The organism is Pseudomonas sp. MF08875 (genome assembly GCF_059862525.1).
Genome location: NZ_JCBCUW010000052.1, coordinates 1 through 26,713 on the forward strand (window position 1 = coordinate 1; position 26,713 = coordinate 26,713).

25 protein-coding genes and 3 pseudogenes are annotated in these 26,713 nt (G+C 58.0%); 15 read left to right on the plus strand and 13 right to left on the minus strand.

What is annotated here, in order from left to right:
• Positions 1-438: 438 nt before the first annotated feature.
• Together AC19YT_RS23575 and radC are read left to right on the plus strand one after the other, a co-directional pair.
• A pseudogene (locus AC19YT_RS23575) lies at positions 439-1,345 on the plus strand (recombination directionality factor).
• A 52-nt stretch (positions 1,346-1,397) separates the two neighbouring features.
• Entirely contained in the window at positions 1,398-1,895 is a 498-nt protein-coding gene (gene radC / locus AC19YT_RS23580) for a RadC family protein (protein ID WP_500611113.1), read from the plus strand.
• Between the two features lie 99 nt (positions 1,896-1,994).
• Here radC and AC19YT_RS23585 read toward each other — a convergent pair whose 3' ends face one another.
• Together AC19YT_RS23585 and AC19YT_RS23590 are read right to left on the minus strand one after the other, a co-directional pair.
• Entirely contained in the window at positions 1,995-2,651 is a 657-nt protein-coding gene (locus AC19YT_RS23585) for an inovirus Gp2 family protein (RefSeq protein ID WP_500611130.1), read from the minus strand.
• 354 nt (positions 2,652-3,005) lie between these two features.
• Positions 3,006-3,206, minus strand: a complete 201-nt coding sequence (locus AC19YT_RS23590; RefSeq protein ID WP_500611114.1) for a helix-turn-helix transcriptional regulator — start codon at positions 3,204-3,206, stop codon at positions 3,006-3,008.
• A 390-nt stretch (positions 3,207-3,596) separates the two neighbouring features.
• Between AC19YT_RS23590 and AC19YT_RS23595 the strand changes: the two genes are divergently transcribed.
• The 4 genes from AC19YT_RS23595 to AC19YT_RS23610 all read left to right on the plus strand — a co-directional run bounded on the left by AC19YT_RS23595 (position 3,597) and on the right by AC19YT_RS23610 (position 9,321).
• Positions 3,597-4,448, plus strand: a complete 852-nt coding sequence (locus AC19YT_RS23595; RefSeq protein ID WP_500611115.1) for a hypothetical protein — start codon at positions 3,597-3,599, stop codon at positions 4,446-4,448.
• Between the two features lie 403 nt (positions 4,449-4,851).
• Entirely contained in the window at positions 4,852-6,693 is a 1,842-nt protein-coding gene (locus AC19YT_RS23600) for an ATP-dependent nuclease (RefSeq protein WP_500611116.1), read from the plus strand.
• Positions 6,690-8,453, plus strand: a complete 1,764-nt coding sequence (locus tag AC19YT_RS23605; RefSeq protein ID WP_500611117.1) for an ATP-dependent helicase — start codon at positions 6,690-6,692, stop codon at positions 8,451-8,453. Before AC19YT_RS23600 ends, AC19YT_RS23605 begins: the two co-directional genes overlap by 4 nt.
• 529 nt (positions 8,454-8,982) lie before the next feature.
• On the plus strand, positions 8,983-9,321 hold the full coding sequence (locus tag AC19YT_RS23610) for an Arm DNA-binding domain-containing protein (RefSeq protein ID WP_500611118.1): 339 nt from the start codon (positions 8,983-8,985) through the stop codon (positions 9,319-9,321).
• Here the strand turns inward: AC19YT_RS23610 and AC19YT_RS23615 are convergent.
• On the minus strand, positions 9,245-10,045 hold the full coding sequence (locus tag AC19YT_RS23615) for an enhanced serine sensitivity protein SseB C-terminal domain-containing protein (RefSeq protein WP_500611119.1): 801 nt from the start codon (positions 10,043-10,045) through the stop codon (positions 9,245-9,247). The two genes, AC19YT_RS23610 and AC19YT_RS23615, sit on opposite strands and share 77 nt — an antisense overlap.
• Before the next feature lie 438 nt (positions 10,046-10,483).
• Entirely contained in the window at positions 10,484-10,681 is a 198-nt protein-coding gene (locus AC19YT_RS23620) for a hypothetical protein (RefSeq protein WP_500611120.1), read from the minus strand.
• A 592-nt stretch (positions 10,682-11,273) separates the two neighbouring features.
• Here AC19YT_RS23620 and AC19YT_RS23625 point away from each other — a divergent pair.
• From AC19YT_RS23625 to AC19YT_RS23650, 6 genes and pseudogenes are all read left to right on the plus strand, one after another.
• Positions 11,274-11,942 (plus strand): annotated as a pseudogene (locus AC19YT_RS23625) (PAS domain-containing protein); the annotation flags it as partial.
• A 219-nt stretch (positions 11,943-12,161) separates the two neighbouring features.
• A pseudogene (locus tag AC19YT_RS23630) lies at positions 12,162-12,506 on the plus strand (methyl-accepting chemotaxis protein); the annotation flags it as partial.
• Between the two features lie 76 nt (positions 12,507-12,582).
• Positions 12,583-13,620, plus strand: coding sequence for a hypothetical protein (locus AC19YT_RS23635; protein WP_500611121.1), 1,038 nt, complete (start codon positions 12,583-12,585; stop codon positions 13,618-13,620).
• An 83-nt stretch (positions 13,621-13,703) separates the two neighbouring features.
• A complete protein-coding gene (locus AC19YT_RS23640; RefSeq protein WP_095105774.1) occupies positions 13,704-13,919 on the plus strand; it encodes a DUF3079 domain-containing protein in 216 nt (71 codons plus the stop codon).
• A gap of 212 nt (positions 13,920-14,131) precedes the next feature.
• Complete coding sequence (locus AC19YT_RS23645; protein ID WP_500611122.1) at positions 14,132-15,043, plus strand: LysR family transcriptional regulator; 912 nt, start codon at positions 14,132-14,134, stop codon at positions 15,041-15,043.
• A gap of 20 nt (positions 15,044-15,063) precedes the next feature.
• On the plus strand, positions 15,064-15,927 hold the full coding sequence (locus AC19YT_RS23650; RefSeq protein WP_095105767.1) for a DMT family transporter: 864 nt from the start codon (positions 15,064-15,066) through the stop codon (positions 15,925-15,927).
• Between the two features lie 10 nt (positions 15,928-15,937).
• On the opposite strand, the gene AC19YT_RS23655 is transcribed toward AC19YT_RS23650, so the two are convergent.
• From AC19YT_RS23655 to AC19YT_RS23675, 5 genes are read right to left on the minus strand one after another with little or no spacing between them, the layout of a single operon-like run.
• Entirely contained in the window at positions 15,938-17,392 is a 1,455-nt protein-coding gene (locus AC19YT_RS23655) for a glutamine synthetase family protein (RefSeq protein ID WP_500611123.1), read from the minus strand.
• Between the two features lie 24 nt (positions 17,393-17,416).
• The gene (locus AC19YT_RS23660; protein ID WP_500611124.1) at positions 17,417-18,595 is read right to left on the minus strand and encodes an aminotransferase class V-fold PLP-dependent enzyme; all 1,179 of its coding nucleotides are present in this window, start codon (positions 18,593-18,595) and stop codon (positions 17,417-17,419) included.
• Positions 18,596-18,607: 12 nt separating this feature from the next.
• A complete protein-coding gene (locus tag AC19YT_RS23665) occupies positions 18,608-19,057 on the minus strand; it encodes an ester cyclase (protein ID WP_176465017.1) in 450 nt (149 codons plus the stop codon).
• A gap of 11 nt (positions 19,058-19,068) precedes the next feature.
• Positions 19,069-19,470, minus strand: coding sequence for an adenosylmethionine decarboxylase (gene speD, locus AC19YT_RS23670; RefSeq protein WP_500600316.1), 402 nt, complete (start codon positions 19,468-19,470; stop codon positions 19,069-19,071).
• Between the two features lie 36 nt (positions 19,471-19,506).
• Positions 19,507-20,256, minus strand: a complete 750-nt coding sequence (locus tag AC19YT_RS23675) for a 2OG-Fe dioxygenase family protein (RefSeq protein ID WP_500611125.1) — start codon at positions 20,254-20,256, stop codon at positions 19,507-19,509.
• 352 nt (positions 20,257-20,608) lie between these two features.
• On the opposite strand from AC19YT_RS23675, the gene AC19YT_RS23680 reads away from it, so the two are divergent.
• The gene (locus tag AC19YT_RS23680; RefSeq protein ID WP_500611126.1) at positions 20,609-20,818 is read left to right on the plus strand and encodes a hypothetical protein; all 210 of its coding nucleotides are present in this window, start codon (positions 20,609-20,611) and stop codon (positions 20,816-20,818) included.
• A gap of 36 nt (positions 20,819-20,854) precedes the next feature.
• On the opposite strand, the gene kynA is transcribed toward AC19YT_RS23680, so the two are convergent.
• Positions 20,855-21,709: a tryptophan 2,3-dioxygenase gene (gene kynA / locus AC19YT_RS23685; protein ID WP_095105752.1), complete on the minus strand. Its 855-nt coding sequence runs from the start codon at positions 21,707-21,709 to the stop codon at positions 20,855-20,857.
• Positions 21,710-21,766: 57 nt separating this feature from the next.
• Complete coding sequence (kynB, locus tag AC19YT_RS23690; RefSeq protein WP_095106982.1) at positions 21,767-22,408, minus strand: arylformamidase; 642 nt, start codon at positions 22,406-22,408, stop codon at positions 21,767-21,769.
• A 250-nt stretch (positions 22,409-22,658) separates the two neighbouring features.
• Here kynB and AC19YT_RS23695 point away from each other — a divergent pair, with 250 nt between their 5' ends.
• The gene (locus tag AC19YT_RS23695; RefSeq protein WP_095105749.1) at positions 22,659-23,003 is read left to right on the plus strand and encodes a cupin domain-containing protein; all 345 of its coding nucleotides are present in this window, start codon (positions 22,659-22,661) and stop codon (positions 23,001-23,003) included.
• Positions 23,004-23,159: 156 nt separating this feature from the next.
• Here AC19YT_RS23695 and mmsB read toward each other — a convergent pair whose 3' ends face one another.
• Together mmsB and AC19YT_RS23705 are read right to left on the minus strand one after the other, a co-directional pair.
• Complete coding sequence (gene mmsB / locus AC19YT_RS23700) at positions 23,160-24,047, minus strand: 3-hydroxyisobutyrate dehydrogenase (RefSeq protein ID WP_095105746.1); 888 nt, start codon at positions 24,045-24,047, stop codon at positions 23,160-23,162.
• A gap of 10 nt (positions 24,048-24,057) precedes the next feature.
• Positions 24,058-25,584: a CoA-acylating methylmalonate-semialdehyde dehydrogenase gene (locus AC19YT_RS23705; protein WP_095105743.1), complete on the minus strand. Its 1,527-nt coding sequence runs from the start codon at positions 25,582-25,584 to the stop codon at positions 24,058-24,060.
• Positions 25,585-25,732: 148 nt separating this feature from the next.
• Between AC19YT_RS23705 and AC19YT_RS23710 the strand changes: the two genes are divergently transcribed.
• Positions 25,733-26,701, plus strand: a complete 969-nt coding sequence (locus AC19YT_RS23710; RefSeq protein WP_095105740.1) for a LysR family transcriptional regulator — start codon at positions 25,733-25,735, stop codon at positions 26,699-26,701.
• Positions 26,702-26,713: the final 12 nt, after the last annotated feature.

Genomic DNA, 26,713 nt, shown 5'->3' on the forward strand with positions numbered 1-26,713 from the left:
CTGAGTCAGCTGCCGGTAATGCGTAGTCATCTGCGCTTGAATCCTTCGGTGTGAGAGCCTGGATTCTACCGGTGGCTGGCTCTCTGCCTCTCGTTTCAAGCGTTGCGCTTATTCTATGAATTCAGGAACAACTATCAGTGCCTGGAATGCGGTTACGGCTTCAGCATCAAACGCTAACTCGTCGTGTCAGGTTCTGTTGCCAATGGCAAACACGGCCATAGTCCCTTACTCACAAGGACTTAGATATCCCACGATTACCGAAAAAAAAACTCTAACTGCAAGTACGCTACTCGACTACTAAAACCGGGGGCCGGCGGTTTCTGCTGACCTAAAAGCTCGGTCGCTCTTGCCTTAGCGCTACCCCTTTATCTCCCAACGCCACCTTGGTCGCTAGCGCGAACAGGTGGCGTTTCTATATTCAGCTGTAGGAGACCCACCATGCTAAAAGGTTTATCCATCACCCCCGCAGTTCTAGGGCGAATTTCAATCGGCAAGATCGTCGAAAAAAACGGTAAATGCCTGACGATAAAGGACGATCAGTTCACCATTACGTCAAAGGTACGAGGCAGCGACGGCTGGTTCTTGCACCCACTGAACGAAGAGTTTCGCCATGGCCAAGACGGCAAACTGCGCAGTATTCCCATCCGTTTACTTTTCAATGAGCCAGATCTCAACTTCCGCGCTGACTACAGTCTGTTTGACCGCCATACCGGTAGGCCGCTTTGTATCGGAAATGGGGAAACTTGCAAACGCCAGTGCGCGGACGGAATACAGTCACTGCCCTGCCCTTCACCCGCTGCATGCTCCCTGGCGCAAGGTGGAGCCTGCAAACCGTACGGACGGCTAAATGTTGCCATCGGCGAAGACGAAACGCTGGGCACTTTTGTCTTCCGTACCACCGGTTACAACAACATCCGCACCCTGGCGGCACGTCTGCATTACTTCAACGCAATCTCCGGCAATCGTCTGGCCTGTCTGCCGCTGGAGTTGCGTCTGCGCGATAAATCCACACGGCAAAGCCATGACACACCGATCTTCTACGTGGATATCACGGTGCGCAGTGGGCTGAGCCTAGAGGACACCTTACTGGCAGCCAAGCAACTGGAGGAAGCCCGGCAAGCCTCGGGCTTTGACCAGAGCGCCTTGGATCACGCGGCCCGGCGGGGCTTTTGAGGACAGCGAGGAGGACACCGGAGCCGTCGTTGAGGAGCTCTTCCTCGCCAATGAAGATCAGCCCAGCCCTATAGAGCCCCAAGCCCAACGGGCAGCGCCTGCCAAACCATCACTCGCCCAAAAGCTGGAGTCGCAAGCCACGCGACACAACGGCAGGCCTTCGGCCCAGTAACCGGGTTTCTCAATCCCCCTCCGTTCTCACGCATTCGTACAGGAATATCCGCATGAAATATCACAAGCTCAAAGCCGGTGAAACGACCGGCACCTATGTCATGGAATCCCCGGTCACCGAGGCCGACATCCTGCAGATGGCTCAGCAACTGGCGATGAGTCGTCTGTCTAAAGGCCGGGCGCTGACTGAGCCGAAGCAAGTCTTCAGCCACCTGCAAACACTGCTGCAGTACCACGAGCACGAAGTCTTTGCGCTGCTACTGCTCGATAGCAAGCATCGAGTTATTGCCTTCAGGGAGCTATTTAGAGGCACGCTGGATGCAGCCAGCGTTTACCCACGGGAAGTGATCAAGATCGCCTTGGAACACAATGCAGCAGCCGCGATTTTGGTACATAACCACCCGTCCGGCGACCCTGAACCCAGCCAAATCGATCGCACGCTAACCATGACTATCAAGAACGCCCTCAGCATGATTGGCACCCAGACGTTGGATCACATCGTTGTAGGTCATGAAGGCTGCGTATCGCTGGCTGAACGAGGTTACCTTTAATTCCTATGTTCACACCGTCCGATGGACCGCCCTTGGCATTGCCAGGGTGGTCATCGGCACGGTGCCCTTTTATTTTTTTGTCGTGACTCAGCGTTGTGCTCAGCTTCTACTGCATCCGAAACCATGGGAACCATCCCCAAAAACTTTCGTGCTCGACTTACACAGATAACTCGCACGATAGAAAAAGGTTGCCTGTCCGGCTATCTCGTCACGATGCAAGTGATAGTAAGGATTTTGTGGAATCTCGACCAACCCCCTGACAGCCTCTACTGACAACCCTAAAGCACTTGCCCACGCTCCTTCCAAGCGATTAAACATGTTGTCTCTGCCTGATTCGAGCTTACCCAACGCATTGAAGGCATCGTAGTTCAGCAATATCGCAAAGTGATGATGTGGTCGACCGTGCTGCCCTTGCTCCCTAGCCCAGACGTAACGCACCTTGGTGTCGTGTGCGTACTTATTCACAAGTTTCGCCATTTGGCGATTGTGCTTGATCTTGGCTTTAAAGGATTCGATGAAACGGTCAACAACTTCGTTCGTGAAAGCGTAATCGGGCAATTGAATGTTAGTTGGTAGACGCAGGTCAAACCTGAGTGCAAATACACGAGGGTACTGATTAAGCGCTCGAGACACCGTCTGATGAAGACGGTTTAGGTACTCTTGAATGAAAGGCCCCTTATCCACTTGTACGGCCAAGCCTTGATAAGAGCCTTCGTAATGAAGGGTTAAGTTCGTATTATCTGAATGCCTAGCCATGATGGAGCTCCGAGTATTGAGTTTCATATAGTCAGGCCCCGTAGTACATTTTTACTCTAAGAATGCGACGCACAATACTGCTCCGCTTAGAGAGGCTACCTCCCATCCAACTCAACCCCCTTTTACTTAACCAGTAAAGACAAGCCAAACTCATAACAGAGATGCTGCATAAGCATAGTACCAATACCGAAACACTCTGACAGCACAACACCAGATAAAACACCCACAAACCCTGTTAAAACGTAATACTACAAAGACCACAACAACTCTGGAAAAACACCATGAAGAAACTTATCCTTCATGGTGTTAACTAGAATCAAGCCGATCAAAAACCCAGTCAACCTCAACAGAGTTTCAAGTACTCTTGCTCACCAACTGATCCCGCTCTTTAACTTTACCCAGTATCCAATCGTGAACCTCGCTCTCTAACCAACCGACGCATCGATCACCCAAAGAAATTGGCCGTGGAAACACTTCCCCCGAAATAAATTTATATATCGTAGATCTAGCAAGACCGGTGAGATCCATGACCTCTTTTAATCGAATTATCCTCATGAACGTAGCTCCTGTGTTCGTCCAGAGGATTGGCAAGCTCAGTAAAAATTAACGAAGTCTGACCGCCTACCAGTGACGCTCAGAGGTAACGGCACTCGTCAGTCGCGGGCCGGGCCACATTGCTAGCGTTTTCTGTCTTTCTCCTTCTGCTCGTCACGGTTTCTCCCTGGCCTACTGAAAGTGTCGCGCTACTCTCTCACTACGCACCTACCGCAATCGGCTTAGCTATGGGCCCAGCAAAGCCTAGTAAATTGGCTGAAAAATGGAATATTTGCTCATTTTCATACTACTAGAGATAATCTTAAAAAAAACTATAGTTTTGCTATATAGATCCTTGATAGATTCTTGGTAAAATCTTTATGAATGCTAGGATAGGAATAGGGAGGGATAATGGCAGTTCACTACAATGATCGCCTCGCGCAGATCTTAGGCGACTCAAAAATCAGCAGTAGGCGTGATATTTGGCTCTGGTTCACACTCAACAACTATCACTGCAATCTCGGTCCGCTAGAGAGATCAGGCCCAGGCATAAGGGATAAAATGGCTAATTGCCTATATGGTAATCAGCGGCTTATACAACAAATAAAACAAGACAAAATAAATCAACTTCTGCCCGACGAAAGCTTTAAATGGATCAATGAAGGAAAAAGGCAAGTAGAATGGCTGCAATCACGATTTGCAGAGGCGTCCGGATATCAATGGCTGAACAGCCCGTTAAACCTACACGGCATGGATCTTTTATTATCTATAATCGATCGCTGGAACACCGACACCACACACAAACAACTTACCCTAAATGACATCAAAGCAAAGTGGATAGCGCACAAAAAAGGAGACGTTGTATTTAGATGGTTTAAAGACAACAACCAAAAGTCCGTACTCGCTTGGGAGTGGCTATGTAAGAATTCATCAATACTGGTAGACTACAGACGACCACTTGAAGACCTTGATGATCTATTAATATTTTTCGATAACATTAAATACCCTCCAGAGCAAAGAGATCTCTATATAGAAAAAATTAAGAAGAGGTGGGGCCAGCAAAGATATAGAGAGAACCTAAAAGGTAAATCCCAATACAATTTCGTCCTTTCAGACAAGGCTGCTGAAACTCTTGAGAAGCTGGCGACTCAGTACGAAATAAGCCGGGCGAGACTTTTAGAAATTTTGATAGAGATGGAAGCAGAAAAGAATGACCACATACCTGAACGAATCAGAACATTACAACTACTGAAAAACTCATAACTAAAAAAAACAGCACCAAATTTCTTAGCTCGCCCATGACTGGAGTGATGATCCTTTAAAACTTGTAACTCTGACGGGACTACTCGACTCATCACTTAGTACTTTGTCTAGCGATTGGAGGGAGACGCCCGCCTAGAGCAATACCACCTTTTTGATCGACCGTTTGCTTAAGCGGTCTAAGAAGCTATAGATAGCTATGTGTATCTTTAACTCCATAACACCTTCGGTTGCCAACCTTTCCAGTCTACGCCGAGTTACAGGCATCCCAGGCTGCGGGTGACAAACGTGATCGAGCGCGCCAGTATGACGCCACTACGAGCGGTGCGGCGCACAACTCAAAGACCGTACGCGCGGATATCCGTTATCCCCGTGAGCACTCGCAATCTAGGGAAGGAAAGGCTATATGCGACTGAGTCGAATTACGATCAAGAACTTCAGAAATTTCAAGCACCTCGACGTCTACTTAGGGCAGCACGCAGTGGTACTGGGCGAGAATAAAGTGGGTAAGACCAATCTGCTATTCGCCCTACGAATGATCCTGGACCCCACCCTGCCTGACTCCGCGCGGCGGCTGCGTCTTGATGATTTCTGGGATGGCCTGCCCAGACCACTGAAGGTCGACGACGTAATCGAAATCTCAGTTGAGTTCAGCGAATTCGAAAACAGCGTAGAGCTGCTAGCTGTACTTGCCGACCATCTGGTTACCCCATCACCTATGGTGGCAAAGGTCACGTACCGCTTCCAACCTATTATGGGCATTGGCCGATCCCCTCGCGGCGAGGCAGATTATGAGTTCGTGCTTTTCGGAGGCAATCGCCCAGAGAATTCGGTGGGTTACGAGTTGAGACGGTGGATGCCGATGGACCTGTTCCCGGCACTTCGAGACGCGGAGTCAGACCTTGCTCGCTGGACGCGCTCCCCGCTACGGCCGTTACTGGACCGGGCGGCGCAGACCATCGACGAGGATGATCTCCAGGAGATTGCTGACGAAGTACATGCGACGACATCCAGGATTGCGGCCTTGCCCGAACTCGCTAACGTGGTCACGCAGGTCAATGGCCAGCTTACAGAAATGATTGGCGAGAAGCACACGATAGAGACGGCTTTAGGCTTTGCCCCAACAGAGCCTGAGCGTTTGATCCGTGCATTGCAGATGATGATCGACGGCGGCAAACGAGGCGTCGCGGAAGCAAGTCTCGGCTCCGCAAACGTGCTGTACCTCGCGCTGAAACACCTGGAGCATCAGTACCTGGTGGAAGAAGGGGAGCGGCAACATACGTTCCTGGCGATTGAGGAACCCGAGGCGCACCTGCACCCCCATCTGCAGCGCCTGATCTACCGAAATTACCTGAAAGAGCGAAATGAAGATGAGCGCAGTCCAGAGCTGCGTAGCATCCTGCTCACGACACATTCGCCGAACGTTGCGAGCGTTGCTCCACTCTCAAACGTTGTCGTTTTACAAAGTATCCCCAAGCAAGGGCATACCGTTGCGCGATCACTCACGGGGATCGAACTTAAGGACGCTGACCGAGAGGATCTGGAGCGGTACCTGGACGTCACTCGCGGTGAGCTGTTTTTCTCGAAAGGCGTGATTCTGGTAGAGGGTGATGCAGAAAAATTCCTCCTACCTACCTTGGCCCGCCTGTATGACAAAGCGTTCGATTTTGATGCAATGGGCATCACCGTTTGCTCAATCGCCGGAACCAATTTTGCCCCCTATGTGAAGCTATTGGGCCCCGAGGGGCTTGATATTCCCTTCGCTGTACTCACTGACTTTGACCCTAAGGGCTCGGAAGTAAGCCAAGAGGACGACGACCCGGACGCCGCACACGTAGATGATAGTTACGGGGAGAGCCGCGTGATAAACCACATCATGGATGCTTTGCTTCCCCCGAAGCGTTGGGAAGAGCTCACAGCCGTCGAATTACTCAAACTTGCTCCGCAGCATGGCGTCTTCCTCAACAAGTTCACCTTTGAGGTTGATGTGTTCAATGCCGGCGCCGAGGAGCACTTCCATAAAACTGCCAAAGGGCTGTCAACTAACAAGAAGATGCACGCGCGCTTCAAAACCTTGAGTGAAGATCCAACTTCCCTGGATGAGAAGCAATTCCTAAAAGACATCGACTCCATCGGCAAGGGGAGATTTGCCCAACGGCTAGCCTCCACGCTGCGAGCTGCAAACGCAGATGTGTGCCCTACCTACATCAAAGATGCTTTGGAGTACATGCGGGAGAAACTGCGATGAGTGCTGCGAGAACTGAGTATCTGATTGCTGCTGACGACCTACGCGGCAATGATGATCAATGGGCGGCCTACGAGTCGGCAGGTAACTGCGTCATTCTGGCTGGCCCCGGCAGCGGCAAGACCAAAACCATCACAGTGAAAATCGCCAGACTGCTTGCAGAGACGGTGCATCGACCACAACGCATTGCATGCATAACGTACAGCAATGCCTGTGTGTCTGAGTTGAGATCAAGGCTGAACAAGCTCGGAGTTGAGGATGGCAATCGCATTCTCATCTCCACGGTGCACTCATTTTGTCTGTCCGAGCTCGTACTGCCCTACTCGAGCTTGGCAGGTCTGACGGTGCCGGAGCCATTGGCAGTAGCGACACCAGCCGAAGCCAGTAGACTTTTCAACGCGGCTTACGCCTCGCTGCACGGGGGATATCCAAAGAGCTACGTCCGTACGGCGTGTGACAAGTTACGACGTACGATTCCAGATCGGAACTCGGCCGAGTGGAGAGCATGGTCTTCATACGAAACGCAAATTGTCGAAGCTTATGAGGACCTACTCTTAGCGAAAGGGCAGATCGATTTCGACGGTATTGTGCTTGCCGGGCTGGAGCTGGTTGAGAAGCACGAATGGGTGCGCCGTGCGATACGGGCAAAATATCCTGTCGTGGTGATAGACGAGTATCAGGACCTTGGTCTGCCGCTGCACCGCATTGTTCGAGCCTTTCTCGATGCGAATGTCAGGATCATAGCTGTAGGTGATCCGGATCAGTCGATCTATGGATTTACCGGTGCCAACCCGGCCTTGCTAAAAGCCCTGGCACAGGACGCGCGTATTGAGCCGGTCACCCTAAGGCTGAATTATCGCTGCGCCGATCGCATCATCGCGGCATCAAGGTCGCTTTTCCCCGACCGCGCGGATTTCCAGTCCCTCGATGACCGGCAAGGTGAGATTGTTATTCACAGGCTTGAACGCGACCTCGCCGGGCAGGCGAAATATGCGCTCGAAACGCTGGTGGTAGCGCTGCTCGACGCAAATGACACCTGGTCGCCAGGTGACATTGCATTGCTTTATCCGAGCAAGGTTGAAGGTACTGAGCTTGCCAAGGCAGCCGATCGCTTACAAATGCGATATTTCCGCCTAGACAATGGATCACCGATTAAACGCACGCGCTTAACCGAGTGGCTCACCGTGGCGGCGCAATGGTGTGCCGGAGGTTGGGAGACCGGCGAGGTACAGCTTTCCCACTTGCTCAAAGTTTGGCGACGCTTGCAGCGGGCGGGAAAAAGCGAGAGTCAGCTCCACCAGTCTCGCAAACAACTGATCACAGCTCTTTTCGCATTGAGAGGTGGCGCGTTGTCGCTTCATGAGTGGCTGACCTCCTTAGCTAAGGCCGTTCTGGACGAAATTCTTTGTGACGAGCCAGGTCTGAGCGACGAGATCGACAACCTTAATGAGCTTATCGAAGCTGCCGCTGAAGGTGGGGTGCTTGAAGACTTCACCGTCCAGATTTTTGGCAATCAGGGAAAGAGCCCGGATCAGATTAACCTCATGACGCTTCACAGCTCAAAAGGGTTAGAGTTTCAGGCAGTAATCATGCTTGGGCTGGAAGAAGGCGTGGTCCCGAGCAAATACATTAAGACGCGCGAAGCATATGAGGAGGCCGCGCGCCTGTTTTACGTAGGTGTGACCCGCGCCAAGGCCCAGGTACATTTAGCGTTCGATAGGGCCGAGTCTCCCTTTATCACCACAATCCGAACGGCGACCTGAATGCGCTGACGATGTCCTGAACCTGGGGCGCACATACGCGACAGCAATAAGACACGTGCTGACTCGCCAGAGCGAATGAAGGCATGAACAAACGCCAGCAATAGCTATCAGAAACTGTTGGTTGCGCTAAAAAGCGCGATCCGAAGTACGGCTATGGAATCGGACTTTGGTCGACGTAAAGACGGGACTCTGAGAAGATTCGCGGATGGTATTCCAAAAGGTATTCCAATAAAAATCTTAACCGAAAATAATCGATTAGAATCAGCACCTTAAATAATCTGTTCAGATTACCCCGGCCCACCATTTAGTCTTCCCAGGAAGACCCAGAAAAGTCGTAAAGCCTAGAAAAATCAAAGCTTTACGGCTTTTTTATTGCCCGCGTTTTCCCACCTGATGCCAGGGCATCCCACGGTTGACGAGGGCATATATGGGGGCATAAAACGCTCATCAGCTCGCTCGGAGAGCGATGTGCCCCCAATGCCCCTGAAAGACACCAACTGCCGCAACGCAAAGCCTCAGGACAAGCCCTATGGCTGTAGACGAACAGGGCTTGTACCTGGAAGTACAGCCCAACGGAGGCCGTTACTGGCGCTTGAAGTACTGCTTTCTGGGAAAGGAAAAACACCTGGCTCTTAGCGTTTATCCCGAGGTTGGCTTGCGGGATGCTCGGCGCCAGCGCGATGACGCTTGTGTTCAGCCGACGGCCAAGATTCCATCGCTCATGACACTGCCAAACAGGCCAGGCACAACTTCACAGGCATGCTCGGCAGTTAGCACGGTGTTGATCTCTATCACTCTTTGCCAAAGCCAAACAATGAACTCAGCCCGCGTGCCGGCTTTCGTTCATAGAAGGGTGCGGTTTGCTTGAGGAAGTAATCGCTAAGGCCTGGTTCCCCTTCGAGAACGTGACAGAGGTCAACGGGTTCGCCAGCCGAAACGGCATCCCCGGCAACGGTGCCGGCTTCGCGCATGACCCGTTCGATATCTCCATCCGCTTCAATACCAATAACCAGATGAGGATTTTGACCAGACGATGGTTCATGCATCAACGCCAGGAACGCACGCTTTACGTTGCGATGTTTGGCGAACAATTGTGTGAGCGAGTTGACCATCTTCGACGGATATTGCGACGGCTGTCCGAGCAGCACTTGGGTGTCTGTTTCGACCGTGTGCGGTACCGGCTTTTGGCCAATCTCGCCGGAGAGCAGAAGGCGTACTTCCTGGGGGGAAAACGCTTTCCCGTAGGGAGACTTTGGATTGAGGAAAAGAGGGGTGCCCAGTGTGACTTCAAAAAACGATCTGGCCGAGATCTCCAAGTAGGAGTCTTCGCTATCTATGCATCTTTGTAGTGCTTGCAGCGAAGAAAAAAACGGGATGACCACAGAGCCGTCAGGCTTTTGCCATTGCGCGATGCTGATGTTGCTATTCGCCTCGAGGTGAACTTGACCTTCGCCAGTGCCAGCAGTGCCGACGACGTAAATAGTGGAATTCAACAGAGCCTTGAAAAAGTCAGGTCGATGGGCCGGTTCATCTGTCGCCAGCCTGAGTAATTTTTCGAGGAGGTTTTCTTGCTTGGTATCCATGATGTCCATCGGCAGTCCCAACAAAACAGACAAAAAGTGAGAGGCGCAGAGCGCACAGTTTTCCATACGGCTGTGAAAACAGGAAGAACCGCAGGGTAACAAATCGGAAGCATACGCAGAGCACCCTGAACGGTTTTCCAAGGAGAGCACTACCTTATCAGTGCTGCTCCGACCAACACCCGTTAATGCCCGCAGGTGGTTGATGGGTTCTGGCCTTGCCGAGGAACGATAAACTCAGGCCGCCAGTTTAACGCCTTAAGTACGCTCATCGGAAATACGCGGGCGCGGAAACTTTCATAGAAACCCAACAATAAAGTCATTTAAAGAAGTTACTTACAGATGATTCTTTAATCCACTCAACAAAAATAAACAAACCATATAATCAGGCACTTAGCGCTCATCGAAACCTGCCAGTTTTATGGCGTAGGCAAACAGCAGCACGGCACATCACTCCTGCGCGAAGTAATCACTGTCGAGCTGTTTCACTTCGTACACCTGTTTAACGCTCACGCCCAGGTTGTTCTCCACCCTCAGTTGTGCCAGTTCAACGCCGTCAATCAGTACCACTTTGATATCCAGCCCCAGCGCTGCGGTGCGAGCGCCGTCGGAAACAGGCACCCTCAGAATAGAAACGCTCACCAGCACTTACGGCATCGTCGTCTTGAAAACACAGGTTCCTCAACCACAAAACCCTCCCCCTCGCCACTAAACCCGCAGTGCCCTGTAGATGATAAAAGCTCTCATTAGAATGCCTCCCCACTCACAGGGCTGAAGCGGTCACGGCGATGAGCACGGGGATGGCCAGCAGAAGCTCAGTGCGCGGTTTATCGGCCAGCGCAGGGCGTTGGTGCGGATGCTGGGACGGGAGGTCGGCTGTACCCGAGCGCCCAGTACCTGGCGTTCGATCATCTGCGCAGCCACCCGCCGGGATGTCTAACGCCCTGGCCCTCACGCGCCCGCACCCCGCGGGCGCGACTGTTTTTAGCCGGCCAACAAATACTCCCGCATAACTTCCCAGACAGCGCTAAGATACAGATATTAAAAAGCCATTACCGTGGCGTATTTGCGTGCTTTACCCTGCGAGACGAATAAAAAAATATCGCGCGCGGGTTCGCTCACTCTATGACTTATGCGGTTAATCATGTTTGTTCTGAAGTCTGCTTGTGCTCGGCAAATTGCCGACGTTCATCATATGTACAGTGACATGCAAAGTGCGTTGGAGGCGGTCAAGTCGCGCATGGCGGTGGTGGAGCTCAGCCCCCAAGGCGAGATTATCGATGCCAACCCGATTTTTCTCGGCGTATTGGGTTATGCACTGGAGGACCTGCGCGGCCGCCATCACCGCGTCCTGTGCCCCGCCGACTACGTGGCCAGCCCCGCCTACGCCACGTTCTGGCGGCGCTTGGCCGAGGGCGAGACCCTGAGTGACCGCTTTAAACGGGTGCATAAAAACGGTTCCGATGTGTGGTTGGAAGCCAGTTATATCCCAATAAAAGATCAACTGGGCCACGTTGTAAAAGTGCTGAAAATCGCCACGGACATTACTGCCCCGGTATTAAAGGAAAGTGCCAACCGTAGCCTGATAGAAGCGCTGCACCGTTCCATGGCGGTTATTGAATTTGATTTAAACGGTAATGTGATTACTGCCAATGCCAACTTTCTGGCGGCCACCGGTTATACCCTGGGCGAAGTTCAGGGCCGTCACCACAGCCTGTTTTGCCGCCAGGCCTATACCAAGACCGTGGAATACCAGCAGTTCTGGGACGCGTTGCACGCTGGCAAGCATTGCGCCGGGTTGTTCCAGCGGGTCAACAAGGCCGGCCACGACGTCTGGCTGAACGCCACCTATAACCCGTTGTTCGACGCCCAGGGCAAGCTCTACGGCGTTATCAAGCTGGCCACCGACGACACCCGCCAGGTGGAGCAGAAGGCCCGGGAAACCGAGGCCGCGCAACTGGCCTACAAAACCTCGCAGCAAACCGATGTGGCCACCCAGAACGGCATCGCTGTCATCAAGGATGCCGCGGCCATCGTCGACTCCATCGCCAGCGACCTGCGCGGCGCCTCGGCGCTGTTCACCGACCTCAACCAGCAGTCGTCGAACATCAAGGCAATCGTCACCGGCATCAAGGACATTGCCGAGCAGACCAACCTGCTGGCGCTCAACGCCGCCATCGAGGCCGCCCGCGCTGGCGACCAGGGCCGCGGCTTTGCCATCGTCGCCGACGAGGTGCGCAACCTCGCCTCACGCACCGCCAAGGCCACCGCCGAGATCGTCACGGTGGTGGAGCACAACAGTCGCCTGGCCGAAGACGCCGTCAACCAGATGCAGGAAAGCCGCACCAAGGCCGAAGAAGGCGCACGCCTGACCGCCCACGCCGGCGAGGTCATCAGCCAGATCCACGTCGGTGCGCAAACCGTGGTCGCCGCCATGGGCCGCTTCTCCTCGCTCTACGAAAGCCACGACTGACCGCTGCCCCCGCGCCAGGGCCGGTGATAGGCTCACCGCCCTGGCCACCGCCCCCGACCACCGGAAGCCCCGCCCCATGTTCAAACCGCTGCTAGCCGCCTGCCTCGCCGGCGCCCCGCTCCTGGCCGCCGCCCACCCGCTGGCCGGGGTGTGGCAAGGCACATTGGGCAAAAACCCGATCACCGTGTGCTTCAACGCCACGCCCGAGAACAACGCCAGTTACTACTACCAGCGCTTCCTCACGCCGATCCAGTTGACCGTGCAAGCCGACAGCGGCCAGTGGCAAGAGGCCGAAAACACCGGCCAATGGCAACTCGACAGCCCCGACGGCGAACGCCTGAGCGGCCAATGGCACGCCCCCGACCGCAGCAAAACCCTGCCCCTGGCCCTGAGCCGCGTGCCCCACACCCGCGCCGCCGACGATTGCGCCAGCGACGCCTACGCCCTGGCGCTGGAAACCGCCAAGCCCAGCGTGCAGGTGGAGAAAAAGGACTACCGCGGCCACGGCTACCAAGTGCGCACGCAAAACGGCCATCCGTTGCTGCGCCTCGACGGCGACACCCCGGGCATCCAGCGCATCAACCAACAACTGCTGGCCCTGGCCTACAACGCCGAGAGCCTCGCCCAATTCAACGCCGAGCGCCGCGAATCCCTGGGCCAGCGCGGCGCCGTGTACACCAGCGAAATCAGCGTGCTGCCCCACTCCTGGTCGTCGCAGTGGATCACCGTCAACTTTTACCGCTGGCAGACCGGCACCGGCGCGGGCGGCATCAGTTGGGGCCTGCACACCTGGAACCTGGCCACCGGGGAAAAAGTCGACCCCTGGACCTGGGTCGGCGGGCGCTTCGACTGGTACAGCCCCTACGCCGGCCACAGCACGATGCCGCAGAAGTTCGCGCAATGGATTGAGGCCCAAACCCCACCCGACGCCGACTGCCCCGGCGCCGCCAGCTATGGCACCTACGACCTGAGCTTCGACACCCAGGGCCTGAAGCTGGCCAACCACCCCAGCGGCGATGGCTGCGACGTGGAAGTGGCCATCCCCTGGGCACAGCTTGCGCCGCTGCTGTCTGCCCAAGGCCGGGCGGTGTTGCCGAGCCTGCAACAGCCCTGAAAGCGCCCTTCTTGACCAACGTCAAGGGCGCCCCTGCCGGAGGGCGTTAGCCTCAGGCACTCCTCTGCCTTTGGGTGCCCTTCATGGCCAAGCCTTTCCCCCTGCACCCCAAGCACCCCGAGCGGATCTGCTGGGGCTGCGACCGCTACTGTGCCACCACCGACCTGGCCTGCGGCAACGGCGCCGACCGCACCATGCACCCGGCGGAAATGATCGGCGAAGACTGGTACTTGCATGGGGATTGGGGCATCGAAGTACCGGCCCAACCCATCGAAGTGCAAGAAGAGCCGCAAGCCTGAACCGGCACCCTCCCGGCCAAATAAAATAGCCATAAGCCATTACTGCAATGGCATATCGGTCAAATACCTTGTCATATCTGAATTCTGCCCGCCCCACTAAACATCGGCTTATCCAATAATTGCCAGACCCGGACTCGCTGTGTATTGTGCGGCACACCGCATAACACCCTCGCCAACTGTTTAAGCTCAACGATCCAGGGACTGGAACGACAATGGACTTTAACTACAACCGGGTTCTTGCTTACCTAAAAGTTGCTCAATTCAAGTCGTTTTCCCACGCGACAGTGCAACTCAACATCAGTACCAGCATGGTCAGTGTGCACATCAAGGAACTTGAACTTTCCTTGGGCACAACCTTGATTAACAGAACCACCCGGTCATTGGCACTCACCGAAGCCGGCCAGCGTTTCTATGATGACTTCATGGATATAAAGCAGCGCATCGATTGCTCGCTGCAAACACTCAAGGAAAGTACCGGGCAAGTGTGTGGCATATTGCGCATCGTTTCGCCCCGCGAGTACGGCTCACGCTTTATCGTTCCCGCCATCGCTGAGTTCTCCAGGCTTCACCCTCACTTGAAGATCGTCCACGACGTCGGCTACCCCCTGGCCAACCTGGCCAGCGGCAGGCATGACCTGGCCATCTGCCTCGGGCCGCTGGAAGATTCGTCGTTCAAGTGCCGCAAGATTGCAGACTTTGAAAACTACTTGGTCGCCAGCCCCCAGTTCCTCGAACGTTACGGGGTACAAGACATCAACTGCCTTAATACCCTGCCATGGATCAGCAATGAGTCGCTGTATAAAGAAGGCAAGTGGGTGTTGCGCAAACAACCGGGCGACGTATTCATCGTCAAGCCCAATATTCGTTATGCCTCTAACTCACTGACCCTGATTCATCAAATGGCGTTGTTCGACCTGGGCATTGCGGCATTGCCGGCCTGGATGCTCAAGGATGATATTCAGGCCAACACTCTGATTCGTTTATTCCCCGAACATGAGTTCGCCACTTCGCCGGTCAATATTCTTTACCCCAACGGCATTAACCTACCGCTCAAAGCCCGGCGTTTTATTGATTACCTGGTGGCCAAACTGGGCACCGTACACGTACAGGCGCGAACCCAATGACCGCCCCCAGAGGAACCCGCATGTCCCCCATCAAGGTGCCGCTCGCCGGCGTGCTGTGGATGATCGCCAGCCTGCTCTCCTTCATGGGCATGGCGGTGGCTTCCCGCGAACTTTCCGCGTTCATGTCCATTTTCCAGATCCTGTTTTTCCGCTCCTTTGTCGGGCTGTTGATTATTGCCCCGTTGATCTACCGCCAGCGCCGCCAGTTGCGCCAGGCCCGGGACCTTGGCCTGCAAGTGGCCAGGAACGCGGTGCACTTTGCCGGGCAGTACGCCTGGACGGTGGGCGTGGCGGCGCTGCCGTTGGTGACGGTGTTTGCCCTGGAATTCACCACACCGATCTGGGTGTCGCTGTTGGCCTTTGTGTTCCTCAAAGAACGCATGAGCACTGCCCGGGTACTGGCGGCCCTGGGCGGTTTCATCGGCGTGTTGGTGGTGCTGCGCCCGGGCATGGCCACCCTGGAGCCGGCCGCGCTCGTCGTGCTGCTGGCCGCCGTGTGCTACGCCACGTCCATCATTCTGGTCAAACGCCTGACCCTGACCAGCAGCCCCGCGATCATCGTGATCTGGATGGTGCTGTTGCAGTTGCCCCTGGGCCTGGCCCTGTCGCTGGCGCAATGGCGCACCCCGCCCATGGCGTGCCTGCCGTGGATCGTGTTGCTGGGGGTCACCGGGTTGAGCGCGCACTTTGCCATGGCCAAGGCCCTGAACCTGATGGACGCCTCGATTGCCATACCCATCGATTTTTTCCGCGTGCCGCTGATCGCCGTAGTGGGCTTCATGCTCTACGGCGAAAGCCTGGAAACCTGGGTGTTTGTCGGCGCGCTGATAATCTTCGCCTCCAACTACCTGGCCTTTCGCGCCGAGCAAAAGCGCCCGGCGTGAAGCCTCGCGGTCAAGGCGTGTGGTCTAGGTAGGTGTCAAAGTCCCACTGGGTGACGGTGGCCAGGAACGACTGCCACTCGTTGGTTTTGATGGCCTGGAACAAGCCCTTCATATCCCCCGGCAGGGCCGCAGACACCACCGGGTCGTGGTCCAGCGCCTCAAGGGCTTGCCCCAGGTTGCGCGGCACGTAGGCCGTGGGCGCCGGGTGCTCGCCATAGCTGTCGCCGTCCGTGGCGGGGCCGGGCTCCACACGGTTGGCCAAACCATCGTCAATCGCCGCCAACAGCGCACTGGCCATCAGGTACGGGTTGACGATGGCGTCGGCGGTGCGGTACTCGACCCGGTCTGGTGCCGACACGCGAATCGCACAGGTACGGTTCTGATACCCCCAGTTGGCCCGCACCGGCGCCCAGAAACCGGTTTCCCACAGGCGCTTGTAGGAATTGACCGTGGGCGCCGCAATCGCCGTCAAGGCATTCAAATGGCGCTGGATGCCGCCAATGGCGAACTTGCCCACATCGGTCAGGCCCGGGTCACCCGCCGCGGGCAGGAACAGGTTGGTGCCGCCTTCATAGTGGCTATAAACCTCCTCCATGCCCTGGGTGCGGGCGAACACCTCCTCGCGCAACACCGCGTGCCCGCCTTCCCACAGCGACAGGTTGAAGTGGCACCCAGAGCCTGAAACCCCGGCAAACGGCTTGGGCAGAAAACACGCCACCAGGTCGAACTCGCGGGCGACTTGATGGCAAATCTGCCGATAGGTCATCAGCCGATCACAACTGGCCAGCACATCATCGAAGGCGAAGTTGAGTTCCAACTGCCCCGGCGCATCCTCGTGGTCGCCCTGGATCATGTCCAAGCCCATGGCGTGGGCGTATTCCAGCACTTTCATGTACACCGGGCGCAAGGTTTCAAACTGGCCGATGTGGTAGCAACGCGGCTCGGTCACGCCCACATAGCGCGGCTCGCCCGCTTGCTGGCGCAACCACATCATTTCCGGCTCCATCCCGGCCCGCAATCGCAGGCCGTGGCGGGCCTCAAAGGCCTGGTGCTGGGCGCGCAGGTTACCCCGGCAATCGGCGTCCAGGCGCTGGCCGGGCGACGTGGGGTCGGCGGGGTTGCGAAACAGCGCGCAGAACACCCGCGCCACCCGTTTATCCCAGGGCAGTTGCACCAGGGTTTCCGGCTCGGGGTAGGCCAGCAACTCCGAGGCGTTGGGCGGGTAACCCAGGTAATTGCCAAAGCGGTCCAACGCCACATTCACCGTGGCGCCGTAGACCATGGAAAACCCCTTCTCGGCCATACGCGCAAAATGCCGCGCCGGAATGCCCTTGCCCTGCAACCGCCCGGTGATGGACGGAAACTGCATGTAGACGTACTCCACGCCACTGCTTTGCAGCCAGCGTAGGGCCCGAAGCAGGTTGTCCCGGCGCTGCGGCGAATCCCTGAAAGCTTCATGTTCCATCACGTGTGACTCCCTTGAGCGGCATCAAACCCGCGCCAGCAGGCGATTAAGACTTTCCACGCTGCGCCCCAGGTCATCGACGCTGGTGTAGAGGGGGTTGAAGGCCACCCGCAGCAGGTCCGGGTAGCGATACTCGGCGACGATCCCCTGCGCCATCAGCCCGTCGTGCAGCGCCTGGGCATTGGCCACCGAAAACCCCAGATGACCACTGAGGTTGTCGCCGCCCACCTCGTGCAACAAGCGAACACGGCCCGCACGCAGGTGGGGGGCCAAGGCCTCGATAAACCGGGCGCACAACTCGCGGCTGCCGGCCTCGACGCAGGGCATCCCGGCCTCCAGCAGCAAGTCCACGCCCGCCTCCAGCGCCACCAGGGAAAAAGTCGTCGGGGTGGCGACCTGCATGCGCTTGATGCCGGCGGCCGGAACAAAACCGTCACTGAACACAAACGGCTCGGCATGCCCCAACCAACCCTGGATCGGGTTGTGCAAGCGCTCCTGCAACCCGCGCCTGGCGTAGACAAACGCCGGCGCGCCCGGGCCGCCGTTCAAATACTTGTAGCCGCAGCCCACCGCCATATCGACGCCGCTGGCGTTGAAATCCAGCGCCATGATGCCGACGCTGTGGGACACATCCCACAGCGTCAACGCCCCCACCGCCCGCGCCTGTTCATTGAGCCTGTGCAGGTCGTGGGCTTGCCCCGTGCGGTAGTCGACATGGGACAGCATCAGCACCGCCACCGAGCGATCGAGGGCATCGACAACGGCCGCGCGCGGCACGATGCGGATCTCGATATCAGGGTGCAGCACGCCCACACTCTGGGCCACATAGAGGTCGCTGGAGAAATTCCCCTGCTCGCTCAGCACCACCTTGCGGGTGGGGTCCAAGGCCAATGCCGCGTTCAACAGCTTGAACAGGTTGACCGAGGTGCTATCGCACACCAACGTCGTGCCCGGGTCGGCGCCCAGCAGCCCGGCGATCTTGTCGCCGATGGCCTGCGGCGCGTCGAGCCAGCCGTGTTTTTTCCAGGCCCCCGCCAGTTGCTGGCCCCACTGCGCTTCGCAGGTCTGCACCAAGCGCTGCGCCACCCCGGCCACCGCCGGGCCCAAGGAGTTGCCCGCCAGGTAAACCAAACCCTGGGGCATGACGAACTGGTCGCGGCGATAGGCGTGTTCGGCGGCGTGCCCAGCCCTGTTGAGGTCCATGCCCACGCCCTCCTAGACCGTTTGCTTACGTTGCGCATCCGCCGCCAGGATCGGCTGGATGAAGGTGTCGAAATCCTCTTCGTGCCACCAGTGGCGCACCAGGCCATCCTCGAAGCCGAAGATGTCGATGCCGGTCAGGCGCACCGGCACGCCCGTGCCCTCGATGCCCAGGATCACCCCGGTATGGGTGCCCTCGGCCACGTAGCGAGCGGCCAGTTGATTGCCCTGCACAATCACGCTTTCGATGTTGAAACGCACATCGGGAAAGGCCTGGTGCCAGTCCGCCGCCATTAACTTGTGGCCCTGCAAATTACCGGCAAACTGCGGAATCGGCCGGTGGTCTTCAAACTCGGGGTGAAATATCGAATCGACGAAGTTCACATTGCCTTTATTCCAAACTTCCCCGATCCAGATATTGACGTAGGCATTGCGCATGTTTTCCTGGGACAGATCAATCGACATCATGCCGCTCCTTATAGAATGTCTTTACCACGACGAATTTCATCCACGACCACCGTCGATGGCGAGAATGATTGTTTGAGTACTTCCACGGCTTTATGCGGGTCGGCGTCACCGCACATGAAAATATCCACCGCCGCATAATTGAACTCTGGCCAGCTATGAATCGAAATATGCGACTCGGCCAACACACAAACACCCGACACGCCGCCATTGGGCGTGAAGTAATGAAAATACTGGTGCAACAACGTCGCCCGCGCTGCGGCAACGCCCGCCACCAATGCACGGCGGACACTTTCGACATTATCGATATTGCGTGCACCGTATAAATCCACCAGCAGATGTTTACCGGCATACGCCCCTTGCCCATCCGATAACAAATACAGGTTCGGCCCTACACTCTCGTTAGTTCCCATACCGGCTCCCACCCTCTTCTTGAATAAAGGCTGACGTTATTGCGGGCACGGGTTCAGGGAAAAACCGCAGATATCCCGGTAGCCGCTGTTCACTCGATCCAGGCTGTGGATGGGCGTGACGTCATGCAAACCCTGCGCATCGTCGAACAAGGCGGTTTCCAGGGGCTGGTGCAAGGTATGGCGCAGCCTGACCCGGGCTTGCTGATCGCAGAACAGGCTTTCACCGCCCTCGATGTTGTGGCGTTTGACCAGGGTGATGGAAGTGAACTCGTGGCCATCGCGGTGCGGCCCTTCGGGCACAGGCTGGCCGGGCACATCGGGCTGGGCGGTGATGCGGTACAGATGAATGCCGATATCCCAGGTACTGGAAACCGCGCGGCGTTCGGCGGGCAACAACAGGTACATATCCACGATCAATTGATGCAGGAACCGGTTATTGATGGTTGACGGTTCAAGGGGCTGATAAATCCGCTCGACACCACCGGAATAACCATTGACCGTCGCCTCCTGAAAAAAACCCCGCAGCGGTTTCAAGGTCAACGCTATATGTTCCCCCTCATCGCGCAGCAGAACTTCGTTAAAACGCCGCCGACGATAAGTGTCACCCTCTTTCATATATTCATCGAGGGGCAAGTTGCCAAAGTCGGCCTGAAAATCCCGAAAGTCCTGATAGAGCGTGTCCTGCTCCGGCAGCGTCGGTTGTTTTAACGCTACTTGCCCATGCACGAATGAAACTGAAGAGTCGTACATGCACAAACGCGCGGGCACGACGGCCTTGTCAAACATAGTGAGTTCCTTTCTTCAATCCCCGAAAGCGTGTTACCGCAGCCATAAAAGTCGAGGCAGCTAATTCTTCTCCCAACACCACCTGCAACTTTCAAGGCGCCAACTTGCCCAAGTAGGCGCATCCCCGTCAACACTTCAAACGTTATGAAAACGGCAAGCGCCCGGCAACTACCGAAAAATCCAAATAGAACAAGGCATTGTGATTGTTTAATAACACTGGATTGTGTTTCCAAGCCTGGCCGGCACGCAGCGCGCTGTTTATCGACTACCGGCCCCGGCGCACGGTTTCGCCAGCCCCAACCCGTTGTGAGGACGATGGCCGCCTCCCGCCCTGCGGCGGACCGAGGCCTCCATGAAATTCACCACCCTGTCTGTGGCCGGCAAACTCAAGTTCTACCCAAGGGTGGTGTTCGATCAGGTGTTGCAAAGGGGTTCGCTGGTGCGGGCCGCGGGGGCGAGCATGGCCCGGGGCGGCGGCCCGCCCATCGCCTGGGCCGACGCCCAGCAACCCCAGGTGCAAGCGCAGCCCCCTGCCCACCTCAAACGCCCCGGCCTACCGTGAGCAATGGGCCTGTGCGCGCCCCGCCCAGACGTGCAATCAGAGGGTCGAGCGCACGCGCCACAGTTCGGGGAAGAGCACGGTGTCGAGCATTTTGCGCAGGTAGCCCACGCCTTCGGTGCCGCCGGTGCCGGGTTGGAAGCCGATGATGCGTTCCACCGTGGTCACGTGGCGAAAGCGCCATTGGCGGAAGGAGTCTTCCAGGTCGATGAATTTCTCGGCCAACTGGTACAGGTCCCAGTAGCGCTTGGGGTCGGTGTAGACCTCGCGCCACGCCGCTTCCACGGACGGGTCGTGGGCGGTCGGGCTGCTGGGGTCACGCTCAAAGCGTTGCGGGTCGATGTGCAGGCCGGCCTTGACCATCAGGCCGATCGCCTCGTCATACAGCGACGGCGTGACAATCGCTTCCTGCAAGGCTTGGAGCAGTTCCGGGCGATGGGCGTGAGGGCGCAACAGGGTCGCACTCTTGTTGCCCAGGAGGAATTCGATCTCGCGGTACTGGAACGACTGGAACCCCGACGACTGGCCCAAAAACGGGCGGATCGAGTGGTACTCGGTGGGGGTCATGGTCGCCAGCACGGTCCAGGCGTGCACCAGTTGATCGAAGATCCGCGAGACCCGCGCCAGCATCTTGAACGCCGGTTGCAGTTCGCTCAGGCGGATGTGTTCGCGGGCGGCCTTGAGTTCGTGAAGCATCAGTTTCATCCACAGCTCCGAGGTCTGGTGCTGGATGATGAACAACAGTTCGTTGTGGTCCGGCGACAGCGGGTGCTGGGCGCTGAGGATGCGGCCCAGGTCCAGGTAGTCGCCGTAGCTCATGGAATCGGAAAAATTCAGCTCGGCGTTATGCCAGTCGGCGTCCTGGTTGGAGGGGGAGTACGGGCATTGACTCATTGCAGCGGTTCCTCGGGGCTGGGGCGGTTCGGGCCGCCCGCATCGTTATGGGCTAAGTCAGGGCTTGAGCGGGCGCAGGATCGCGCGCACGGGGCTGGCGTCCAGGTTGGCGAAACGCAGGGGCAAGGCGATCAACTCGTAATCCCCCGGCGCCACTTCGTCGAGGACGATGCCTTCGAGGATCGCCATGCCGTGGCGGGCGATGGCGTTGTGGGCGTCCATGGTTTTCGATTGCTGCGGGTCCAGGGACGGCGTGTCGATGCCGAGCAGGCGCACCCCCAGGCTGGCGAGCAGCTCCACGGTGGCCGGGGCGACGGCGGTGAAGTGTTCGTCCCACACGTCCAGCGGTGCCTGGCGATAGGTGCGCAGCAGCACGCGCGCGGGCACGCCCTCAAGCTGCCCCGCCAGTTGCTCCGGTTGCACCAGCTCGCCGCTGTCCAGGCAATGCAGCACGCGGCACGGCCCCATGTAGACATCCAGCGGCACCTGGCCGATGGCCGCGCCTTCGGGGCTGTAATGCAGGGGCGCATCGACATGGGCGCCGGTGTGCGGCGACAGGGTCACGCGCCCGACATTGACCGGGCACTGCGGCCCGAAGGTCCACACGCGCTCTTCCTGGAACGGCGTGTCGCCGGGCCAGGTGGGCGTTGCATTACTCAACGGCGGGCTGATGTCCCACCACGCAGGTGTGTTGTTCATTGTGCTGTTCTCGGCCACGTTGAAAGGCATCATACGAGCGATAGCCGTCAAGATTATTGCGAATTCTCCTACAGCCTCCGCTGAATTTCGCACTTGCTGCCAAAAAAAAGCCCTTTGCCGGAGGATTCTTCAAACACCCGCCGCCGCAGGCATTGCGCTTGCGGATACCCCAGTGTCGAACCCAGACAACTGGCCGGCGCAGGCAAGGGCTAGGGTGCCGGTTCTGTTCTGCCGACAACCTGGAGCCAACATGTCCGCCCCCATTACCGTGCTACGCGACACTCACCCCCTGCCGCTGCTCGACGCCTGCAAATGGCAACGCCTGGAAGGCGACCCGCACACCGTCAACCTCAACGCCTACACCAGCGAAGACGGCAGCAAGATCATGGGCACCTGGATCTGCACCCCCGGCAAATGGCGGGTGGAATACGTGAAGTGGGAGTACTGCCATTTCCAGGAAGGCTACTGCGTGATAACCCCGGACGGCATGGCGCCGATCCACCTGCGCGCCGGCGACATTTTTGTCGTGGAACCGGGCATGACAGGCACGTGGGAAGTGGTGGAAACGGTGCGTAAGTATTTTGTGTTTGCCTGATGGGCAATCGATAAAAACCCAAGAACAACAACGGTGGGAGCGAGCCTGCTCGCGATAGCGGCGTGCCAGGCCCTGCATCGGGTGTCTGGCGTGGCGCTATCGCGGGCAGGCCCGCTCCCACCGGTTTTGTTGCTACTGAGTTTTAGGCCAAGCCTCTTACTGCGGCTTGCGATAGCTGTTGATGATCGCCGAGAAATCCTGCCCACCTTCGCCGCGCAGGCTCATGGCCTGGTACAGCTGCTGGGCCACGGCACCGAGCACCACCGGTTGGTGGGCCTGGCGGGCGGCTTCGGTGGCCAGGCCCAGGTCCTTGAGCATCAGCTCGGCGCCGAAACCGCCGGTGTAGCCGCGCGAGGCCGGGGCGGTTTCCACCACGCCCGGCCACGGGTTATACGCCTCCGAGCTCCAGCAGCGCCCGGTGGAGCTGTTGATGATCCCCGCCAGCACCTGGGTGTCGATGCCCAGGGCATCGCCCAGGGCCATGGCTTCGCTGACGCCGACCATGGAGATGCCCAGCAGCAGGTTGTTGCAGATCTTGGCGATCTGCCCCGTACCGACCGCGCCGCAATGGACGATGTTGCGCCCCATCTGCGCCAGCACCGGTTGCAGGGTGGCGAACAACTCGGGCGTGGCGCCGACCATAAAGGTCAGGGTCCCGGCCGCCGCGCCGCCCGTGCCGCCCGACACCGGCGCATCGGCCAGGGCCACGCCTTGTTTGGCCGCCGCGGCCGCCACGTCGCGGGCGGTCTGCGGGTCGATGGTGCTGCAATCGACGGCGGGCACGCCGGCGCCGATCCCGGCCAATACGCCCTCCTCGCCCAGCCACACGCTGCGCACATGGGCGGCGGCCGGCAGCATGGTAATCACCAACTCGGCGCCTTGGGCGGCGTCGCGGGGCGAGGCGCTGATGGTGCCGCCCAGTTGCGCCAGCTCCGCCAGCACGCTTTGGTTAAGGTCGAACAGGTGCAGCGAATGGCCGGCCTTGAGCAGGTTGCGGGCCATGGGCGCGCCCATGTTGCCCAAGCCGATAAATGCGATGTTCATGGCTGTTTCCTCAACGCAGGTTGATGGTGGTGTTCACGCCATCATTGACGCTGTCATCGTCGAACCAGCGGCTGGTGACGGTTTTGGTCTGGGTATAGAACTGCACCACTTGCTTGCCGTACGGCCCCAGGTCACCGAGTTTCGAGCCACGCGAGCCGGTGAAGCTGAACATCGGCACCGGCACCGGGATCGGGATGTTGATGCCCACCTGGCCGACGTCGATTTCGCTCTGGAACTTGCGCGCCGCCGCGCCGCTCTGGGTGAACAGGCCGGTGCCGTTGCCGAACGGGTTGGCGTTGACCAGGGCAATGGCCTGATCGAGGGTGTCGACCTCCAGCACCACCAGCACCGGGCCGAAGATTTCCTGGGTGTAGATCTGCATGTCGGTGGTCACCCCGGAAAACAGGGTCGGGCCGACGAAGTTGCCTTGCTCGTAGCCAGGTACTTTGATGTCACGGCCATCGAGTTCCAGCTTGGCGCCTTCCTTGATGCCGCTTTCGATCAGGCCCAGCACACGTTCCTTGGCGCGCTTGGAAATCACCGGGCCGACATCGGTGCCCGGCTCGCTGCCCGCGTTGACCTTGAGTTTTTGTGCCAGGGCCTTGAGGTCCGGCAGCCATTGCTTGGCCGCGCCCACCAGCACCACCACCGAGGTGGCCATGCAGCGCTGCCCGGCCGCGCCGAAACCGGCACCCACCAGGGCGTTGAGGGTTTGCTCGCGGTTGGCGTCGGGCAGCACCACGGCGTGGTTCTTGGCGCCCATCATCGATTGCACGCGCTTGCCGTGCTTGCCGGCCAGGTCATAGACGTGGGTGCCCACGGCGGTGGAGCCAACGAAGGACACGGCCTTGATGTCTTTGTGGGTGCAGAGCGCATCGACCACGTCCTTGCCGCCATGCACCACGTTGAGCACGCCCGGTGGCACGCCCGCTTCCAGCGCCAACTCCACCAGCAGCAGGGTGGACAGCGGGTCCTGCTCCGAAGGCTTGAGCACGAAGGTGTTGCCGCAGGCGATGGCCATGGGGAACATCCACAGCGGAATCATCGCCGGGAAGTTGAACGGGGTGATGCCTGCGCACACGCCGATAGGCTGGCGCAGGGTGTAGGTATCGACGCCACCGGCGACGTTCTCGGCAAATTCGCCCATTTGCAGGGTGCCGATGGAACAGGCGTGCTCCACCACTTCCAGGCCACGGAAAATATCGCCTTCGGCGTCGGCGAGGGTCTTGCCCTGTTCGGCGCTGAGGACCACGGCGATGCGCTTGGAGTGTTCGCGGATCAAGGCCTGGAGTTTGAGCATGATGCGCATGCGCGCGCCGATGGGCGTCAGCTTCCAGGTCTGGAAGGCGCGGTGGGCGGCGTCGATAGCGGCATTGACTTCAGCGGCCGTGGCGAACGGCACCTGGGCCAGCACTTGCTGGGTGGCCGGGTTGACGATGTCGTGCCATTCGCTGGTTTGGGATTCGACCCACTGGCCATCGATCAACAGCTTGGCCCGTTGCAGGGTGGTATCGGCAGAAGTAAGCGAAGCGTTCATGCAGGTCTCCAGATCTTGTCGTTGTTCAAGGAGCCAAGGCCTGCGGTGGCCTTGAGGATGAGGCGGGGGTCCGGGTTGGTGGGCGGACGGTTTTTGGAGTATAGATGTGCAAACTTCTAATAAGTACGCACATAAAAACCGGTCCAACATGCAAAAAAACATCACTTCCCTGGGTTCGCTGAACTGGGACGACCTCAAGTTTTTCCTAGAGGTGGCCCGCACCCGCAAGGCCAGCACCGCAGCCAAGCGCCTGGCGGTGGACTACACCACCGTGTCGCGGCGCATCAGTTCCCTGGAAGGTGCGCTGGGCACGCTGCTGTTCGAGAAATCGCGCACCAATGGCTTTGTCCTCACCGCCGAGGGCCAGCGGTTGCTGGGGTACGCCGAGTCGATCGAAAGCACCCTGCACATTGCCTGCGAGCAGGTGTCCGGCTCGGGCGTGGCGCTGTCGGGGCATATCCGCATGGGTTGCACCGAAGGTTTTGGCAGTTTCTTTATCACCCCGCAGTTGAGCCACTTCGTCGATGCCTACCCGGCGATCAGCGTGGACATCCTGCCGCTGCCCCACTTCATCAGCCTGTCCAAGCGCGAAGCCGACATCGTGATCGCCCTGGAACGCCCGGAACACGGGCCCTACGTGTGCTGCAAACTGTGCGACTACCGCTTGCAGCTCTACGCCACCCAGGCCTACCTGGACCAACACCCGCCCATCCGCCGCCCCGCCGACCTGGCGCGGCACCCGTTCGTCAGCTACGTCGATGACCTGGCGTTCAGTTCCGAGCTTTTATACCTGGCCAACGTGGTGCCCGGCGCCAGCGCCAACCTGCGCAGCACCAGCGTCATCGCCCAATACGTCGCCGCACAACAGGGCCGCTCCCTGGCCATCCTGCCGTGCTTCCTTGCCGCCCAGGACCCGCGCCTGCTGCCGGTATTGCCCGAGGACATCAACATCACCCGGCAATTTTGGATGTACTGCCGCGAGGATTTGCGCAAGCTCAAGCGCATTACGTTGTTGTGGGATTACATCAGGGACGTGACCGAGCGCAACCGAGCGCTGCTGATGGGAGAGCAAGCGCAGATGGTATTGGGAGCGGCAAGCGGCAAGCGTGAAACTTGAAACTTGCGGCTT

Excerpts from the sequence above, each read along its gene's own strand:
- mmsB (WP_095105746.1), bottom strand. The coding sequence starts at position 24,047 with ATGAACATCGCATTTATCGGCTTGGGCAACATGGGCGCGCCCATGGCC.
- AC19YT_RS23655 (WP_500611123.1), bottom strand. The coding sequence starts at position 17,392 with ATGGAACATGAAGCTTTCAGGGATTCGCCGCAGCGCCGGGACAACCTG.
- AC19YT_RS23585 (WP_500611130.1), bottom strand. The coding sequence starts at position 2,651 with ATGGCTAGGCATTCAGATAATACGAACTTAACCCTTCATTACGAAGGC.
- AC19YT_RS23675 (WP_500611125.1), bottom strand. The coding sequence starts at position 20,256 with ATGTTTGACAAGGCCGTCGTGCCCGCGCGTTTGTGCATGTACGACTCT.
- AC19YT_RS23595 (WP_500611115.1), top strand. The coding sequence starts at position 3,597 with ATGGCAGTTCACTACAATGATCGCCTCGCGCAGATCTTAGGCGACTCA.
- AC19YT_RS23680 (WP_500611126.1), top strand. The coding sequence starts at position 20,609 with ATGAAATTCACCACCCTGTCTGTGGCCGGCAAACTCAAGTTCTACCCA.
- AC19YT_RS23615 (WP_500611119.1), bottom strand. The coding sequence starts at position 10,045 with ATGGACATCATGGATACCAAGCAAGAAAACCTCCTCGAAAAATTACTC.
- AC19YT_RS23710 (WP_095105740.1), top strand. The coding sequence starts at position 25,733 with ATGCAAAAAAACATCACTTCCCTGGGTTCGCTGAACTGGGACGACCTC.
- AC19YT_RS23645 (WP_500611122.1), top strand. The coding sequence starts at position 14,132 with ATGGACTTTAACTACAACCGGGTTCTTGCTTACCTAAAAGTTGCTCAA.
- AC19YT_RS23665 (WP_176465017.1), bottom strand. The coding sequence starts at position 19,057 with ATGTCGATTGATCTGTCCCAGGAAAACATGCGCAATGCCTACGTCAAT.
- AC19YT_RS23660 (WP_500611124.1), bottom strand. The coding sequence starts at position 18,595 with ATGGACCTCAACAGGGCTGGGCACGCCGCCGAACACGCCTATCGCCGC.
- AC19YT_RS23650 (WP_095105767.1), top strand. The coding sequence starts at position 15,064 with ATGTCCCCCATCAAGGTGCCGCTCGCCGGCGTGCTGTGGATGATCGCC.
- AC19YT_RS23640 (WP_095105774.1), top strand. The coding sequence starts at position 13,704 with ATGGCCAAGCCTTTCCCCCTGCACCCCAAGCACCCCGAGCGGATCTGC.
- AC19YT_RS23695 (WP_095105749.1), top strand. The coding sequence starts at position 22,659 with ATGTCCGCCCCCATTACCGTGCTACGCGACACTCACCCCCTGCCGCTG.
- radC (WP_500611113.1), top strand. The coding sequence starts at position 1,398 with ATGAAATATCACAAGCTCAAAGCCGGTGAAACGACCGGCACCTATGTC.
- kynA (WP_095105752.1), bottom strand. The coding sequence starts at position 21,709 with ATGAGTCAATGCCCGTACTCCCCCTCCAACCAGGACGCCGACTGGCAT.
- kynB (WP_095106982.1), bottom strand. The coding sequence starts at position 22,408 with ATGAACAACACACCTGCGTGGTGGGACATCAGCCCGCCGTTGAGTAAT.
- AC19YT_RS23705 (WP_095105743.1), bottom strand. The coding sequence starts at position 25,584 with ATGAACGCTTCGCTTACTTCTGCCGATACCACCCTGCAACGGGCCAAG.
- AC19YT_RS23590 (WP_500611114.1), bottom strand. The coding sequence starts at position 3,206 with ATGAGGATAATTCGATTAAAAGAGGTCATGGATCTCACCGGTCTTGCT.
- speD (WP_500600316.1), bottom strand. The coding sequence starts at position 19,470 with ATGGGAACTAACGAGAGTGTAGGGCCGAACCTGTATTTGTTATCGGAT.
- AC19YT_RS23600 (WP_500611116.1), top strand. The coding sequence starts at position 4,852 with ATGCGACTGAGTCGAATTACGATCAAGAACTTCAGAAATTTCAAGCAC.
- AC19YT_RS23610 (WP_500611118.1), top strand. The coding sequence starts at position 8,983 with ATGGCTGTAGACGAACAGGGCTTGTACCTGGAAGTACAGCCCAACGGA.
- AC19YT_RS23605 (WP_500611117.1), top strand. The coding sequence starts at position 6,690 with ATGAGTGCTGCGAGAACTGAGTATCTGATTGCTGCTGACGACCTACGC.
- AC19YT_RS23635 (WP_500611121.1), top strand. The coding sequence starts at position 12,583 with ATGTTCAAACCGCTGCTAGCCGCCTGCCTCGCCGGCGCCCCGCTCCTG.